The 14,916-nt window shown below is 56.6% G+C and carries 13 protein-coding genes; 6 read left to right on the top strand and 7 right to left on the bottom strand.

Annotated features, from left to right (window positions below):
- Positions 1 to 84: 84 nt before the first annotated feature.
- Positions 85 to 702, bottom strand: coding sequence for a CDP-alcohol phosphatidyltransferase family protein (locus ABLV11_RS13475; protein WP_126488975.1), 618 nt, complete (start codon positions 700 to 702; stop codon positions 85 to 87).
- An 86-nt stretch (positions 703 to 788) separates the two neighbouring features.
- Between ABLV11_RS13475 and ABLV11_RS13470 the strand changes: the two genes are divergently transcribed.
- Both ABLV11_RS13470 and gdhA read left to right on the top strand, forming a co-directional pair.
- Positions 789 to 1,199, top strand: coding sequence for a pyrimidine (deoxy)nucleoside triphosphate diphosphatase (locus tag ABLV11_RS13470; protein WP_126488974.1), 411 nt, complete (start codon positions 789 to 791; stop codon positions 1,197 to 1,199).
- A 182-nt stretch (positions 1,200 to 1,381) separates the two neighbouring features.
- Positions 1,382 to 2,725: an NADP-specific glutamate dehydrogenase gene (gene gdhA / locus ABLV11_RS13465; RefSeq protein WP_004101304.1), complete on the top strand. Its 1,344-nt coding sequence runs from the start codon at positions 1,382 to 1,384 to the stop codon at positions 2,723 to 2,725.
- A 72-nt stretch (positions 2,726 to 2,797) separates the two neighbouring features.
- Here gdhA and ABLV11_RS13460 read toward each other — a convergent pair whose 3' ends face one another.
- Positions 2,798 to 4,753 carry a DNA topoisomerase III gene (locus ABLV11_RS13460; RefSeq protein ID WP_070557294.1) on the bottom strand — a complete coding sequence of 652 codons (1,956 nt, stop codon included), beginning with the start codon at positions 4,751 to 4,753 and terminating at the stop codon, positions 2,798 to 2,800.
- 4 nt (positions 4,754 to 4,757) lie between these two features.
- Complete coding sequence (gene selD / locus ABLV11_RS13455) at positions 4,758 to 5,801, bottom strand: selenide, water dikinase SelD (RefSeq protein WP_004101299.1); 1,044 nt, start codon at positions 5,799 to 5,801, stop codon at positions 4,758 to 4,760.
- A gap of 227 nt (positions 5,802 to 6,028) precedes the next feature.
- Here selD and phoC point away from each other — a divergent pair, with 227 nt between their 5' ends.
- The gene (gene phoC / locus ABLV11_RS13450; RefSeq protein WP_348855348.1) at positions 6,029 to 6,775 is read left to right on the top strand and encodes an acid phosphatase PhoC; all 747 of its coding nucleotides are present in this window, start codon (positions 6,029 to 6,031) and stop codon (positions 6,773 to 6,775) included.
- A 231-nt stretch (positions 6,776 to 7,006) separates the two neighbouring features.
- Here phoC and ABLV11_RS13445 read toward each other — a convergent pair whose 3' ends face one another.
- Positions 7,007 to 7,558, bottom strand: coding sequence for an NAD(P)H nitroreductase (locus ABLV11_RS13445; protein WP_004101297.1), 552 nt, complete (start codon positions 7,556 to 7,558; stop codon positions 7,007 to 7,009).
- Positions 7,559 to 7,724: 166 nt separating this feature from the next.
- Between ABLV11_RS13445 and sppA the strand changes: the two genes are divergently transcribed.
- The 3 genes from sppA to pncA all read left to right on the top strand — a co-directional run bounded on the left by sppA (position 7,725) and on the right by pncA (position 11,500).
- Positions 7,725 to 9,578, top strand: a complete 1,854-nt coding sequence (gene sppA, locus ABLV11_RS13440; RefSeq protein WP_004112300.1) for a signal peptide peptidase SppA — start codon at positions 7,725 to 7,727, stop codon at positions 9,576 to 9,578.
- Between the two features lie 253 nt (positions 9,579 to 9,831).
- Positions 9,832 to 10,848 (top strand): asparaginase, encoded by a 1,017-nt coding sequence (gene ansA, locus ABLV11_RS13435; RefSeq protein WP_004101295.1) that lies wholly within the window; start codon positions 9,832 to 9,834, stop codon positions 10,846 to 10,848.
- Positions 10,849 to 10,858: 10 nt separating this feature from the next.
- Entirely contained in the window at positions 10,859 to 11,500 is a 642-nt protein-coding gene (gene pncA / locus ABLV11_RS13430) for a bifunctional nicotinamidase/pyrazinamidase (RefSeq protein WP_126488969.1), read from the top strand.
- Between the two features lie 37 nt (positions 11,501 to 11,537).
- Here the strand turns inward: pncA and ABLV11_RS13425 are convergent, their stop codons facing one another.
- The 3 genes from ABLV11_RS13425 to ABLV11_RS13415 all read right to left on the bottom strand — a co-directional run bounded on the left by ABLV11_RS13425 (position 11,538) and on the right by ABLV11_RS13415 (position 14,915).
- Positions 11,538 to 12,896, bottom strand: coding sequence for an MFS transporter (locus ABLV11_RS13425; protein ID WP_004101293.1), 1,359 nt, complete (start codon positions 12,894 to 12,896; stop codon positions 11,538 to 11,540).
- 141 nt (positions 12,897 to 13,037) lie between these two features.
- Positions 13,038 to 13,796, bottom strand: a complete 759-nt coding sequence (locus ABLV11_RS13420) for a DeoR/GlpR family DNA-binding transcription regulator (protein ID WP_004101292.1) — start codon at positions 13,794 to 13,796, stop codon at positions 13,038 to 13,040.
- A 135-nt stretch (positions 13,797 to 13,931) separates the two neighbouring features.
- Complete coding sequence (locus ABLV11_RS13415; protein WP_126488968.1) at positions 13,932 to 14,915, bottom strand: aldo/keto reductase; 984 nt, start codon at positions 14,913 to 14,915, stop codon at positions 13,932 to 13,934.
- Position 14,916 lies beyond the last annotated feature (1 nt).

The raw sequence follows: 14,916 nt of genomic DNA, 5'->3' as shown, positions 1-14,916 counted from the left end.
AGGCGATGCTGCGCATCTGTCCGGGCTACCGGCCCGCAGACGGCACTGAACCCGTCAGCCGCCGCCCGGCACAAAACCTGCTCATCACTCTCTTACCTGTTTCAGGGTCAGGTATCCGCTCCACACCCGCGTAAAGGTCGTCAGCCAGCACAGCGCGCCAAAAATCCACGCCAGCCAGGCAAACCACGCCGGGAACAGACAGCTCAGCACAAACAGCGCGATGGTTTCCGTCCCTTCCGTCAGTCCGCCAAGATAGTAAAACGATTTGTGGGCGTAGCCCGGATTGGCGATCTGATGCTTTGTCGCCAACGCGGCAAAGGCGAGAAAGCTGCTGCCGGTACCGATAAACGCGAACAGCAGCCAGCCGCCCGCCAGCGCGTTGCTCGCCGGGTCGCCCAGAATAAAGCCAAACGGCACCAGGGCGTAAAATAGAAAATCGAGGGAAATATCGAGAAAACCGCCTGCATCGGTCAACCCGCGTCGCCGGGCCAGCGCGCCGTCGAGGCCGTCCAGCAGGCGGTTAAGCACTATCGCCGCCAGCGCCGCCTGATACCAGCCCAGGGCTAAAAACGGCAGCGCCAGTACGCCAATTGCAAAGCCAAGCAGGGTCAGACCGTCGGGAGAGACGGCTGGACGATCCAGCAGAGCGGCGGTGGCGTTGAGGGCAGGTTTCAAACGCGGATGCAGATAACGATCAAGCACGAAGTTTCTCCAGCGGATTCAGGGTTGTTTGCAGAGTACCAGGGCGGTGATAATAGGCGATTCTTCAGTACAGAACGATGATTCACATGCTAAAAACTCTTGATGTTGTTGCCGCCATTATCGAACGCAACGGGCAAATTTTGCTGGCGCAGCGCCCTCCCCACGCGGATCAGCCGGGGATGTGGGAATTTGCCGGCGGTAAAGTCGAACCCGGCGAAACCCAGGCCGAGGCGCTGGCCCGCGAGCTCCGGGAAGAGCTGGAGATCGACGCCAGCCCGGGATGCTATATCGCCAGCCATCGGCGCGAAATTTCCGCTCGCCTGATTCATCTTCACGCCTGGTGGGTCCCTCATTTTAGCGGCGAACCCATCGCCCGCTATCACAGTCAGCTGCGCTGGTGTTCCCCGCAGGAGGCCTTTAGCTTCAACCTTGCGCCAGCGGACATCCCCCTGCTGGAAGCCTTTATCGCCCAGCGCGCCGATCTCCTCTCCCGCTAATTCTGTCAGGCGGCGGTCATCGTTTTTGATTATGACCCATGCCTGATTATAAATTTTGCTTTCCGAACAATTTTTCCTTGCTTACCTAACGATTCCCGGTGGTATAGTCGGAAAATCGGCTTTTTCAAGGGCCGAATCATAATAAATAGACGCAACCACAACCATAAGGGGAAATTATATCTATGGATCAGACGTGCACTCTGGAAGGTTTTCTCGCCCGCGTTCAACAGCGCGATCCAAATCAAACTGAATTTGCTCAGGCCGTCCGCGAGGTGATGACCACCCTGTGGCCCTTCCTTGAGGAAAATCCGCGCTATCGCCAGATGAATTTGCTGGAACGTCTGGTTGAACCGGAGCGTGCTATCCAGTTCCGCGTCGTTTGGGTTGATGACCGTAACCAGGTTCAGGTTAACCGCGCATGGCGCGTGCAGTTCAACTCCGCCATCGGCCCGTACAAGGGCGGTATGCGTTTTCACCCCTCCGTAAACCTGTCGATTCTGAAATTCCTTGGCTTTGAACAAACCTTCAAAAACGCCCTGACCACCCTGCCTATGGGCGGCGGTAAAGGCGGCAGCGATTTCGATCCTAAAGGCAAGAGCGACGGCGAAGTCATGCGTTTCTGCCAGGCGCTGATGACCGAACTGTATCGTCATCTGGGGCCGGATACCGACGTGCCTGCCGGTGATATCGGCGTAGGCGGTCGTGAAGTCGGCTTTATGGCCGGGATGATGCGTAAGCTCTCTAACAACAGCGCCTGCGTATTTACCGGCAAAGGTCTCTCCTTCGGCGGCAGCCTGATTCGTCCGGAAGCCACCGGCTATGGCCTGATTTACTTTACCGAAGCGATGCTTAAGCGCCATGGTTTGGGATTTGAAGGCGCTCGCGTGGCGGTTTCCGGCTCTGGCAACGTGGCGCAGTACGCCATCGAGAAAGCAATGGAGCTTGGCGCGCGGGTGATTACAGCGTCCGACTCTAACGGCACCGTCGTCGACGAGGCAGGCTTCACCAAAGAAAAACTGGCGCGCCTGATCGACATTAAAGAGCGTTGCCATGGCCGCGTAGCGGATTACGCGCGCGAGTTTGGCCTGACCTATCTGGAAGGCAAACAGCCGTGGTCCGTACCGGTGGATATCGCGCTGCCGTGCGCGACGCAGAATGAGCTGGACGTCGATGCCGCCCGTCAGTTGATCGCTAACGGCGTGAAGGCCGTAGCGGAAGGCGCCAATATGCCAACCACCATCGCTGCCACCGATCTGTTCCTTGAAGCGGGCGTACTGTTCGCGCCGGGTAAAGCCGCGAACGCCGGCGGCGTCGCCACCTCCGGCCTGGAAATGGCGCAGAACGCCGCGCGCATGGGCTGGAAAGCGGAAAAAGTGGATGCGCGTCTGCACCACATCATGCTGGATATTCACCACGCCTGCGTGCAATACGGCGGCGAAGCGAAGCAGACCAACTACGTGCGCGGCGCCAATATCGCCGGTTTCGTGAAGGTTGCTGACGCTATGCTGGCGCAGGGTGTGATTTAAGCCCACTCGCTGAATGAACGCCTGCATGCGGATTCGGTGCATAACTGAAAAACCCCGGCTTCCCGGGGTTTTTTACTGCGGGTTTTCCGCCGCAGGGCCAGCAGCGCTTTTTTTATCTTTCGCTTTGGCTCTGCCTTTCCCCTTGCTAAAGCTTTTCTTCCCCTCCCCCGGCGCCGCAATTCCGCGGAAGCGGCGTACCGGCGTGCTACGGGCCTGGTCAATAAGCTGGAACAGCGTCCCGACCAGCGGCTGCATGAAATCCTGATAACGGCACTGTTTCTCGCTGATTTGCGTCAGAATCGACTCCCAGTGGGCAGTCATGTCCGGACGCGTCGCCATCTCCGGCAACGAATGGAAAAGCGCCTTGCCGGCATCGGTAGAGTGGATATAGCGCCCTTTCTTGGTCAGAAAACCGCGTTTGAACAATAGCTCGATAATTCCGGCGCGGGTCGCCTCCGTACCGAGACCGTCCGTGGCGCGCAAAATTTTCTTCAGGTCTTTATCCTGCACAAAGCGGGCAATACCGGTCATCGCCGACAGCAGCGTGGCGTCGGTAAAGTGACGCGGCGGCTGGGTCTGGCGCTCCACCACTTCCCCTTTTTCGCACAGGAGCTCATCATCTTTAGCGACCACCGGCAGCGGCATGCCGTCGTTTTCTTCATCGCGCTCTTTATTGCCTAACAGGGTTCGCCAGCCCGCTTCTGCCAGAAAACGCGCCTTGGCCACAAACTTACCGTTGGCGATATCAAGATCGATCTGACACTTTCGGAACACCGCATCCGGGCAGAACTGCATCAGATACTGGCGAGCAATCAGGGTGTAAACCTTTTCTTCGTTGTCGCTGAGCTTCACCTGCGAACTGCGCGCGGTGGGGATAATGGCGTGGTGGGCATCGACCTTTTTATCGTCCCAGCAGCGGTTGCGGATCTCCGGGTCCACCACCGGCTGCGGCAGCAGGTCCGGCGCATGTACGCTGATGGCGTTCAGCACCGCATGTCTTCCGGCAAAATGCTCTTCCGGCAGATAGCGGCTGTCCGAACGCGGATAGGTAATCAGCTTATGAGTTTCATACAGCTTCTGGCAGATATCCAGCACGTTCTGCGCGCTAAAACCGAAGCGCTTCGCGGCTTCAATCTGCAGCGCCGAGAGGGAGAACGGCAGCGGCGCTGGCTCGGAGTCCCGCTTGTCGTTATAAGCGGTCACCGTCGCCGGCTGGCCCTCAATGCGCTTGACCACATGTTCGGCAAGCGAACGATGCAGCAGCCGTCCCTCTTCATCCTGGTAGGGTTCGCAGGCCTCGCTGGGGATCCAGGTGGCGACAAAACGCTCCTCCTTCGGGGTGACGATATGCGCCTTCACGTCGAAGAAGTCTTTGGCGACGAAGTTTTCAATCTCTTCATCGCGGCGTACAACCAGGCCAAGCACCGGCGTTTGTACGCGTCCGACCGATAGCACCCCTTGATAACCCGCGTTACGCCCAAGGATGGTGTAGGCGCGGGTCATATTGATCCCATATAACCAGTCGGCGCGGGCGCGAGCCAGCGCCGAGACGCACAGCGGAACGAACTCGCTATTGGCGCGCAGGCGGTTAATCGCCCGCTCCACCGCCTGCGGGTTGAGATCGTTAATCAGGCAGCGCTGCACCTGCTGGCGCTTTTCCGGCGCCAGCTGCAGGTAGTCGAGCACCTCGTCCACCAGCAGTTGGCCTTCTCTGTCCGGGTCACCCGCGTGGATCACTTCCTGCGCATCGCCAAGCAAACGCTTAATCACGTTAAGCTGTTTGGTCACCGAGGGCTTGGGCTGGAGCTGCCACTTTTCCGGAACGATAGGCAGGTCGAGCAGATTCCAGCGCGCATAGCGCCCGTCATAGACGTCAGGCTGAGCCTGCTCCAGCAGGTGGCCGATACACCAGGTGACCACCTGTCCGTTGCCGCATTCAATATAGCCATCGCCTTTGCGATGCGGTTTTGGCAGCACATCGGCAATGGCGCGGCCGAGACTCGGCTTTTCTGCAATAAACAGCCGCATGAAATCAACGAATCTCGATCATAGGGCGTCCGCCGCGGGCGGTCACCAGCTCGCCGATAGCGGTCAGCGTGATGCCATATTCAGCGGCTGCTGCCAGCACCTCGTCCTCGGCTTCCGGCGTTACCGCCAGCAACAGGCCGCCGGAGGTTTGCGGATCGCACAGCAGATCGCGCCACTCAGGCGGCATTTCGCCCATCAGATGCCCGTAGCTGGCAAAGTTTCGCCCGGTTCCGCCCGGCACCGCACCGGCCGCAATATACTCTTCCACGCCCGGTAGTTTCGGGATACTGGCATAGGTGAGTTGCGCCTGTACGCCCGCTCCGCGGCACACTTCGCTCAGATGCCCCAGCAGTCCGAAGCCGGTGACGTCGGTCATCGCCTTCACGCCGTCAATGTTGGCGAACGCCGAGCCGACGAGGTTCATCTGGCACATGGTTTCCGTCGCCAGCCCCTGATGTTCCGGCTTCAGCAGCGACTTTTTCTCGGCAGTGGTCAGCACGCCGATACCCAGCGGTTTCGTGAGGTAGAGTTTGCATCCGGCCTGAGCGGTACTGTTTTTCTTCACCCGCTCGGTCGGAACCACGCCGGTCACCGCAAGACCGAAGATGGGTTCAGGCGCATCAATCGAGTGGCCCCCGGCCAGCGCGATCCCCGCCTGCTGGCAGGCAAAACGCCCGCCATCAACTACCTGACGGGCAATTTCCGGCGCCAGCGTATTGATGGGCCAGCCGAGGATAGCGATGGCCATTATCGGCTTGCCGCCCATAGCGAAAATATCGCTGATGGCGTTTGTCGCGGCAATGCGCCCAAAGTCGAACGGATTATCGACGATCGGCATAAAAAAGTCGGTAGTACTGACAATCGAGGTACCGTTGCCGAGATCGTAGACCGCGGCATCATCGCTGGTTTCATTCCCCACCAGCAGATTCGGGTCAATAAATTTGGCCTGGTCGCTCTGCAGGATGGTTTCCAGCACTTTAGGGGAAATTTTACATCCGCAACCGGCTCCGTGGCTGTATTGCGTTAAACGAATGGCTTGCTCGCTCATGGACATCTCCTGTCATTGCAATCCCGATATGGTAGCGCCCAAATGGCGGAGTGGTAAGTGCGACAGTCCGAAATCGCGTATGGTTGCTCATTAAGCAGACAAAAAACCGATTTTGCGATACGGGCCCGCTTTTTCGTCGTCATTTTACCCTTTACTAAAAAATGACAGAAATGTAACAACAAAAAATTCTGTTTTGTCTGGACATATAACAACGTAAGGAAGTTTTCATGAAAAAGCGTGTTCTCGCCCTTTGCCTGGCCAGTTTCTTCTCCATCAACGCTTTCGCCCTGGTTCCCGCCGGTAACGACGTCACCACCAAACCGGATCTCTACTACCTGACCAATGCGCAGGCTATCGACAGCCTCGCGCTGCTACCGCCGCCGCCGGAGGTGGGCAGTATCGCGTTTTTAAACGATCAGGCCATGTATGAGAAAGGACGCCTGCTGCGCGGCACCGAGCGCGGCAAACTGGCGGCGGAAGACACAAACCTGAGCGGCGGCGGCGTCGCCAACGCCTTCTCGGGTGCCTTCGGCTCGCCCATTACCGCCAAAGATGCGCCGGAGCTGCACAAGCTGCTCACCAACATGATTGAAGATGCCGGCGACCTGGCCACGCGAGGGGCGAAGGAGAAATACATGCGCATTCGCCCCTTTGCGTTTTACGGAGTCGCCACCTGTAACACCAAGGAACAGGATACGCTATCGAAAAACGGCTCCTACCCCTCCGGCCACACCTCTATCGGCTGGGCCACCGCGCTGGTGCTGGCTGAGATTAATCCGCAGCGGCAAAATGAAATTCTTAAGCGCGGCTTTGAGCTGGGCGAAAGCCGGGTGATCTGCGGCTATCACTGGCAGAGCGACGTCGACGCGGCGCGGATTGTCGGTTCGGCGGTGGTTGCCACGCTGCATACCAACCCGGCCTTCCAGCAGCAGCTTCAGAAAGCGAAAGACGAATTCGCCAAACGGCAGAAGTAACCTCATCGCTGTTAAATTCCCGGAGGCGGCGCTTGACGCGCCTTATCCGGGCTACGGGTTCCCAGCCGTCCGCGGTTTGGTCGCCCGGGCAGATGCGCCAGCACCGCCTCCGGGAAAGGTGTCGAGCCTGGTACGCTGGTACGGCTTCCACCCGACTCGCGCTGCGCTTAGCCGGGCTACAATCCCGGAGGCGGCGGTGAGCCGGGCCCGCCCGGCATAACGAGAATGGACTCAGAAGCGCGTCACGAACGGCGCGGTATCCGGCAAAGTGATGGTGGTTGAAGCTTTGAGCTGCGGCGTTCCCAGATAAAGAAAGCCCACGATTTTATCCTGCTCGCGGCAGGCAAACCCTTCACGGACGACCGGGCTCTCGGTTAATGCGCCGCTGCGCCAGATACCGTTAAAACCCTGCGCCACGGCCGCCATCTGCATGGCCATCACCGCGCAGCCCGCCGACATCTCTTGTTCCCACCTGGGGACCTTCGGATGATCTTCACAGCGCGCCACCACCGCAATAATCAGCGGCGCGCGGAACGGCGCGCTGCGCGCTTTTTCAATCGCCTTTTCATCTCCGCCTGCCGCCACGGCGCCTTTTTCCAGCAGCTGGCTGAAGCGCTCGCGCCCATCATCGGCAATAATGAAGAAGCGCCACGGCTGTAGCGTTCCGTGGTCCGGCGCGCGCAGCCCCGCGCGAAGGATGTTTTCCAGCTGTTCGCCAGCCGGCGCCGGATCGGTCAAACGTGAAGCGCTGCGGCGATTAACCAGTAGTTCGAGAGCATCCATCTGTGTAACTCCTGTGATGTCATTTTTCATAAAATTAACATGCACAAGGATTTTGTTACAGCCCAGCGGGTGATTCCTGCTGACAACCGTCGGCACTCTCATTAGGATAGCCAGACGCGGCAGCCCGTGCGGCTTGCCCTATTTTGATAATGGTTAGGGAGAATACATGCGAACTCTTTGGCGACTGCTCGCCGGAATCTTTAAATGGACATGGCGAGTGCTCAACTTCATTCGCCAGCTCGCACTGAACGTGGTTTTCCTTGTGCTGGTGCTGGCCTGCGTCGGTATCTGGGCCCAGTTCAGCAGTAACACAACAGAGCATACCACTCGCGGCGCGCTGCTGATGGATATCACCGGCGTGGTGGTCGATAAACCTTCGGCCAGCAGCAAACTTGGGGTCATTGGCCGTCAACTGTTTGGCGCCAGCTCGGATCGCCTGCAGGAAAACTCGCTGTTTGATATTGTGCAGACAATTCGCCAGGCGAAAGACGACCGCAATATCACCGGCATCGTGCTGGATCTGAAAAACTTTGCCGGCGGCGATCAGCCATCGATGCAGTACATCGGTAAAGCGCTGCGCGAATTCCGCGATAGCGGTAAACCGGTCTACGCCATTGGCAGCAGCTACAGCCAGGGGCAGTATTATCTGGCCAGCTTCGCTAATAAAATCTGGCTTTCGCCGCAGGGCGAAGTGGATCTGCATGGTTTCGCGACCAACGGCCTGTACTACAAATCGCTGCTCGATAAGCTCAAAGTATCGACCCACGTTTTCCGCGTCGGCACTTATAAATCAGCGGTAGAGCCGTTTATCCGCGATGATATGTCCCCGGCAGCGCGCGAGGCGGATAGCCGTTGGATTGGCGAACTGTGGCAAAACTACCTCAACACCATCGCCGCCAACCGCCAGATCTCCGCACAGCAGCTTTTCCCTGGCGCTCAGGGGGTCCTCGACGGTCTGCGTAAAGTTGATGGCGACACCGCCAGGTACGCGCTGGATAACAAGCTGGTTGACGAGCTTGGCACCTCTACCGAAGTGGAGAAAGCGCTGACTAAGCAGTTTGGCTGGAGCAAAGCGGATAATAACTACAGCGCGATCAGCTACTACGACTACACCGTGAAAACGCCTGCCGATAAAGGCTCCGCGATAGCGGTTATCTTTGCTAACGGCGCGATTATGGATGGCGAGGAAACGCCGGGTAACGTCGGCGGCGACACTACCGCTGCGCAGATCCGCGACGCCCGCCTCGATCCGAAAGTGAAAGCTATCGTACTGCGGGTAAACAGCCCTGGCGGCAGCGTCAGCGCCTCGGAGGTGATTCGCGAAGAGCTGGCGGCGGCAAAAGCGGCCGGCAAACCGGTGGTGGTATCGATGGGCGGCATGGCGGCCTCCGGCGGCTACTGGATCTCCACCCCGGCGGATTATATCGTCGCGAACCCCAGCACCCTGACCGGTTCTATCGGTATCTTTGGGGTAATTAACACCGTCGAAAATACGCTCGGCTCGATTGGCGTTCATACCGATGGCGTGGCCACCTCTCCGCTGGCCGATGTCTCCACCACTAAAGCGCTTCCGCCGGAAGTACAACAGCTGATGCAGCTCAGCATCGAAAACGGCTATAAGCGCTTTATCACCCTGGTGGCGAACGCGCGTAAGAGCACGCCGGAAAAAATCGACCAAATCGCCCAGGGCCACGTCTGGACCGGTGAAGATGCGAAAGCAAACGGTCTGGTCGACAGCCTCGGCGACTTTGACGACGCGGTGGCAAAAGCCGCCGAGCTGGCGAAGCTGAAAGAGTGGCATATCAATTATTATCAGGAAGAGCCGACCTTCTTCTCGATGGTGGTCGATAGCCTGACCGGTTCCGTTCGCGCGGCGCTGCCGGCGGCGGTTCAGGCTTATTTGCCTGCGCCGGTGGCCGCTGCGGCTAATGCAGTGAAAAACGAAAGCGACAAGCTGGCGGCCTTTAATGATCCGCAGAATCGCTACGCCTTCTGCTTGACCTGCGCCAACATTCGTTAATCCCACGCCGCCCCATTCCACGGGGCGGCATTTTTCACTTCATCCTTCCCGCCGCCTCTTTCCTGGCTACGCGCAGCAACGCTGGCCCCATAGTCACTATGCTCCCACAGATTTCATTGCTTGCCGCCTCGATGCAGCGTAAATGTTTTTGTGTCAGGCAAGCCATGCAATACACGAAAGCAGCCGACGCCCCTGCAACTTGCGGCGTGACGGGTATATACTGCGCCTGTCTACGTTTAACCTAAGCGATGCTATGCAGAAGAAATCTATCTACGTTGCCTATACTGGCGGCACCATTGGTATGCAGCGTTCTGAACACGGCTACATTCCCGTTTCCGGCCATCTCCAGCGCCAGCTGGCTTTGATGCCCGAGTTTCACCGTCCGGAGATGCCGGACTTCACCATTCATGAATATGCTCCGCTGATGGACTCCTCCGATATGACGCCGGAAGACTGGCAGCATATCGCCGAGGATATTCGCGATCGTTATGACCAGTACGACGGTTTCGTGATCCTGCACGGTACGGATACCATGGCGTTTACCGCTTCGGCGCTCTCCTTCATGCTGGAGAATCTGGGGAAACCGGTCATTGTGACAGGGTCACAAATTCCGCTCGCTGAGCTACGCTCCGACGGGCAGATTAATCTCCTCAACGCCCTGTACGTCGCCGCCAACTATCCGATTAACGAAGTGTCGTTGTTCTTCAACAACCGTCTCTACCGCGGCAACCGTACAACAAAGGCCCACGCCGACGGATTTAACGCCTTCGCTTCGCCAAACCTGGCGCCGCTGCTGGAAGCCGGGATCCATATTCGCCGTCTCGGCACCCCTCCCGCACCGCACGGCAGCGGTGAGCTGGTGGTTCACCCTATCACGCCGCAGCCGATTGGCGTGGTGACCATTTATCCCGGCATTTCCGCCGACGTCGTGCGCAATTTCCTGCGCCAGCCGGTCAAAGCGCTGATCCTGCGCTCATATGGCGTCGGTAACGCGCCGCAGAACGGCGAATTTATTCAGGTCCTGGCTGAAGCCAGCCAGCGCGGTATCGTGGTGATTAACCTGACCCAGTGTATGTCCGGCAAGGTGAATATGGGCGGTTACGCCACCGGTAACGCGCTGGCTCAGGCCGGGGTGATTAGCGGTTTTGATATGACCGTCGAAGCCACGCTGACCAAGCTACACTATTTATTGAGTCAGGATCTGGACGTTGCGGCTATCCGTCGCGCAATGCAGGAGAACCTGCGCGGCGAACTGACCCCCGATGAGTAAGGAGAAACACATGACCCAGCGCGCGCTGCTACTGGTCGATTTACAAAATGATTTCTGCGCCGGTGGCGCACTTGCGGTCCCGCAGGGCGATAGTACGGTCGACGTCGCCAACCTGCTTATCGACTGGAGCCTGACGCGGGGCGAAACGGTGGTAGCCAGCCAGGACTGGCATCCGGCGAATCACGGCAGCTTTGCCAGCCAGCATCAGGTTGAACCCTATACCCAGGGCGAGCTCGACGGCCTGACGCAAACTTTCTGGCCGGATCACTGCGTGCAAAACAGCGAAGGCGCGGCTCTGCATCCGCTGCTCAAACAGCAGCATATCGCCGCCGTCTTCCACAAAGGCGAAAATCCGGCCATAGATAGCTACAGCGCCTTTTTCGACAACGGCCACCGACAGAAAACGCAGCTTGATGCGTGGCTGCGCGAGCGCGATATTCGCGAACTCACGGTGCTGGGTCTGGCCACCGACTACTGCGTCAAGTTTACCGTGCTCGACGCTCTCAATCTGGGCTACAACGTCAACGTCATTACCGACGGCTGCCGCGGGGTGAATATTCAGCCGCACGACAGCAATCAGGCATTTATGGAGATGGCCGCCGCGGGCGCCACCCTCTATACCCTGGACGACTGGCTGGAAACCCACGCATAACCGGTGCCGACAGGCATTTTCCCTGTCGGCGCATTTCTCAGGCCAGCGTTGAAATCTCCTCCAGCGATATCTTGCGCGTTTCGATGCCAAAGCAGAACAGGATCAGCGCACAGAGTACCAGCATCACCCCGAGCACCATAAAAACCGTAATCGCGCCGTAGCGGGTCAGCAGGACAGCGACGCCGTAGGGAGTAAAGACGGCGACAATTCGCCCTACCGCGTTGACAAAGCCTGAACCGCGCAGCCGGAGATGCGTTGGCCACAGCTCCGGCACGTACACCGCCGAGGCAAAGCAGACGTACATATACAGGAAAAAGATCATCACCAGGCCATAGCTTAAGATGGCCCACTCTGCGGTTTGAATCGAATAGAAGTAGCCGAGCACCGCAATAATAATCAGCAGCGATGAGCCAAATAACCGCCGCGGAAAACGGTCGATAATCAGCGCGGCGATAAATATTCCCACCGGCGCGCCAATCATAATAATCGCGGTCATCAAGATTGACTTCGTCACGTCGATGCCCGAATTGACGAAAATTGTCGGGATCCACACCGTAATGGTATAGAGCGAAATATTCATGGCGATTAGCACGGTGATTGCCACCAGCGTGCGCCGCAGCATCTGGCCTTTAAACAGCAGCCAGAAAGAGCCGCTTTCCACACACACATCCGCCGTTTGATCCGCGCTTTGCCAGGCCGGTAAGGTGATGTTTTTCTCTCTCTCGATTTGCGACTCTACCTGCTGGAGATGCTTTTCAGCGGCGCTGCGCTGCCCTTTTCCAGCCAGCCAGCGGGGAGATTCAATAAAGTATCTTCCCGACAGATACCAGGCCAGCAGCATGGCTCCTCCGCCGAACAGAAACATCATCCGCCAGCTTAAAAAAGCAATCACCACGACGCCAATTGCCGCCGATAACATAGGCGACCAGTTGCCGACAAAGGAGAGCCGGGCGGACCATTTTCCGCGTACCGCGGGCGGAATAAATTCGGTAAAAGAGGCATAGCCCACCATAATCAGCGCCCCCATTCCGCAGCCCATCAGACAGCGAAAAAAGATAAGCCAGTACATGTTGGGCACAAAGGTTGCCGCACAGGCAGAGACCCCGACGATCAGTAAATTCAGGCGAAATGCTTTACGTCGCCCGAGATAATCGCCTATAAAACCTCCGGTCAACGAACCAATAAAGTAGCCAAACATCAGCGCCGAGGTAAATGCGGCGTTGAGATAGTTATTTGACCAGCCATTGCTGACTAACTTTGCCAGCACCACGTTGCCGGAATAGCTGAGAAAACCGGTGATTAATAAACTAAAACTAATAATGCCAAAAATACGAAAATGAAATCGTGATAAAGGTAAGCGGTCTAATCTTGCGCCGATAGGGTCACATTGTTCCATCTGGATGCCTCAAATTCAGCTAAAATATAAAGTATGGCCATCGCGGCAGAATCATTTTTGCCGCGCCAGCCATCATCATTAAATTTTCATGGCATTATCCAGGTGCAAATTAAAATAATATCGATACAGCCAATCTTAATGTTAATAAACGAGTTGAATATTATTTTCTTTACAAAATGCAATCCACTGTGCACCCGGCGCCTTATTGGTGATAAGGTAATTAATATGGCTAAAATCCACGAGCTGGACGAATGCTTTGCGATCGAATTTTGAATGATCGACCAGCAAAGCGACTTCGGTTGCCTGGCGGATCATGGTTTTCTTAATTTCCGCTTCCGCTTCGTTAGAGTCCAGCGCCCCGCTCTGCATATCCAGCCCTTTGCAGCTCATCACCATAATATCAACATGATAGCGGCTAATAATTTCCTTAGTGATCCTTCCCTGCAGCGACAGCGTATTCTTATTGAGCTCGCCGCCGGTAGATACCACGTTGATTTCAGACTGTGCCAGCTCATGAAAGGCTTCTGCCGAGTTGGTTAACAGCGTGAGATCGTTTCTCTCTTTCAATAGCTTTAATAACTCCATCGCGGTACTGCTGGAGTCGGCAGCCATGGTGGTTTTATTCTTTATAAACGGTAATGCATTGCGGGCAATGATCTGCTTCTCTTCTAAAAAAGATTTAGCGCGTTTATAAAAATGAATATTGTCAGCTAAAGCATTGGTATTTAATACAGCGCCGCCGTACGTGCGGGTCAAATAACCTTCATCTTCGAGCTTTTCCAGATCGCGACGGATGGTTTCCTCAGTGACCTGAAAAATTGCGCTTAAATTAGAAACCGCTACTTTCTTATCATTAGCCACCATTTGCTTTATGGCCTGAATCCTGTCTTTTGCCGCCACGATGACACCTCTGTTTCCTGCAAAGTCATAATAAGATTCTAGTATCGCACAGGCTATGTTTATTTTCAAAAGAACCTGTCTGAATCACAGATTTAATACTATTTTACACAGAAACAGAGGTCAGCGTCTTCTCTCTTATTTAGTATCCAGCGCTTCCGCCATTCGCCTCATCAATAATGAATCATCATCGGTCAGAGCGATGTTCAGCGCATCGACATTCTCGCGCACCTGCTCGGGCGCCGTAGCGCCGCTCAGCAGGGTAATGAGATCGCTTTGCTTTAATATCCACGCCAGCGCCAGCGCGGGGATGGTACAGCGATATTTTTCGCATAGCGGCTGCCATTGCTCAAGCATATCAATCACGCGCAGCATATTTTCCCGCTGGAACCAGACCTTATTGGCCCGCGCACCGCCGGGAACATAATCACGGCCGATAGTCCCGGTCAGTAGCCCCTGCTCAAGCGGCGAGTAGACCTGCACTACAATGCCGTTCTGTTGACAGAGCGGCAGTAGCTCGGCCTCCAGCGCCCGGTCAAGAATGCTGTACTTGGCCTGCACGATATCCAGCTCGCCGTGCTTGAGGTACTCTCTGATATGCCCGGCATCTACGTTCGCCGCGCCGATAGAGCGAATTTTTCCCTCTTTCTTAAGCGCGTTCAGCGTGGCTACTGTCTCCGCAATTGGCGTAAAGCAGGGCTCTACCGACTGCCAGTGGGTCATATAGATATCAATAGTATCGATGCCCAGCCTTTGCAGGCTGGCCTCCACCTCTTCGCGAATCGACTCGGGCGTCAGGTTTTTATACAGCTGGCGATCGCCCACCTTATTAAACAGGCTGCCCGTGCGCTCCCAGACGATACCGCATTTGGTTTCGACAACGACTTCGCGGCGCGGCAGCTGTTTAAGCGCCTGGCCAACAATCACTTCGCTGTTGCCAAAGTTGTAGCCTGGCGCGGTATCAATCAGATTGATCCCGCAGCGATGCGCCTCAACAATGGTGTCGATACATATCTGCAGATCGAGATCGCCGTTCCACGCCGGGCCGCCGCCAATGGCCCATGTGCCTAATCCCATTCGGGAAAGCGTGATATCCGTACTGCCTAAAGAAATCATTTTCATC

Source organism: Klebsiella sp. GW_Kp181, from assembly GCF_040062315.1.
In the GTDB taxonomy this organism is placed as follows: Bacteria; Pseudomonadota; Gammaproteobacteria; order Enterobacterales; family Enterobacteriaceae; genus Klebsiella; species Klebsiella oxytoca.
The sequence above is the reverse complement of the archived record's forward strand: the minus strand, read 5'-3'. Positions and strand labels throughout refer to the sequence as shown.

Coding starts and splice junctions, on each gene's coding strand:
- ABLV11_RS13470 (WP_126488974.1), top strand. CDS start 789: ATGCTAAAAACTCTTGATGTTGTTGCCGCCATTATCGAACGCAACGGG.
- gdhA (WP_004101304.1), top strand. CDS start 1,382: ATGGATCAGACGTGCACTCTGGAAGGTTTTCTCGCCCGCGTTCAACAG.
- ABLV11_RS13460 (WP_070557294.1), bottom strand. CDS start 4,753: ATGCGGCTGTTTATTGCAGAAAAGCCGAGTCTCGGCCGCGCCATTGCC.
- selD (WP_004101299.1), bottom strand. CDS start 5,801: ATGAGCGAGCAAGCCATTCGTTTAACGCAATACAGCCACGGAGCCGGT.
- phoC (WP_348855348.1), top strand. CDS start 6,029: ATGAAAAAGCGTGTTCTCGCCCTTTGCCTGGCCAGTTTCTTCTCCATC.
- ABLV11_RS13445 (WP_004101297.1), bottom strand. CDS start 7,558: ATGGATGCTCTCGAACTACTGGTTAATCGCCGCAGCGCTTCACGTTTG.
- sppA (WP_004112300.1), top strand. CDS start 7,725: ATGCGAACTCTTTGGCGACTGCTCGCCGGAATCTTTAAATGGACATGG.
- ansA (WP_004101295.1), top strand. CDS start 9,832: ATGCAGAAGAAATCTATCTACGTTGCCTATACTGGCGGCACCATTGGT.
- pncA (WP_126488969.1), top strand. CDS start 10,859: ATGACCCAGCGCGCGCTGCTACTGGTCGATTTACAAAATGATTTCTGC.
- ABLV11_RS13425 (WP_004101293.1), bottom strand. CDS start 12,896: ATGGAACAATGTGACCCTATCGGCGCAAGATTAGACCGCTTACCTTTA.
- ABLV11_RS13415 (WP_126488968.1), bottom strand. CDS start 14,915: ATGAAAATGATTTCTTTAGGCAGTACGGATATCACGCTTTCCCGAATG.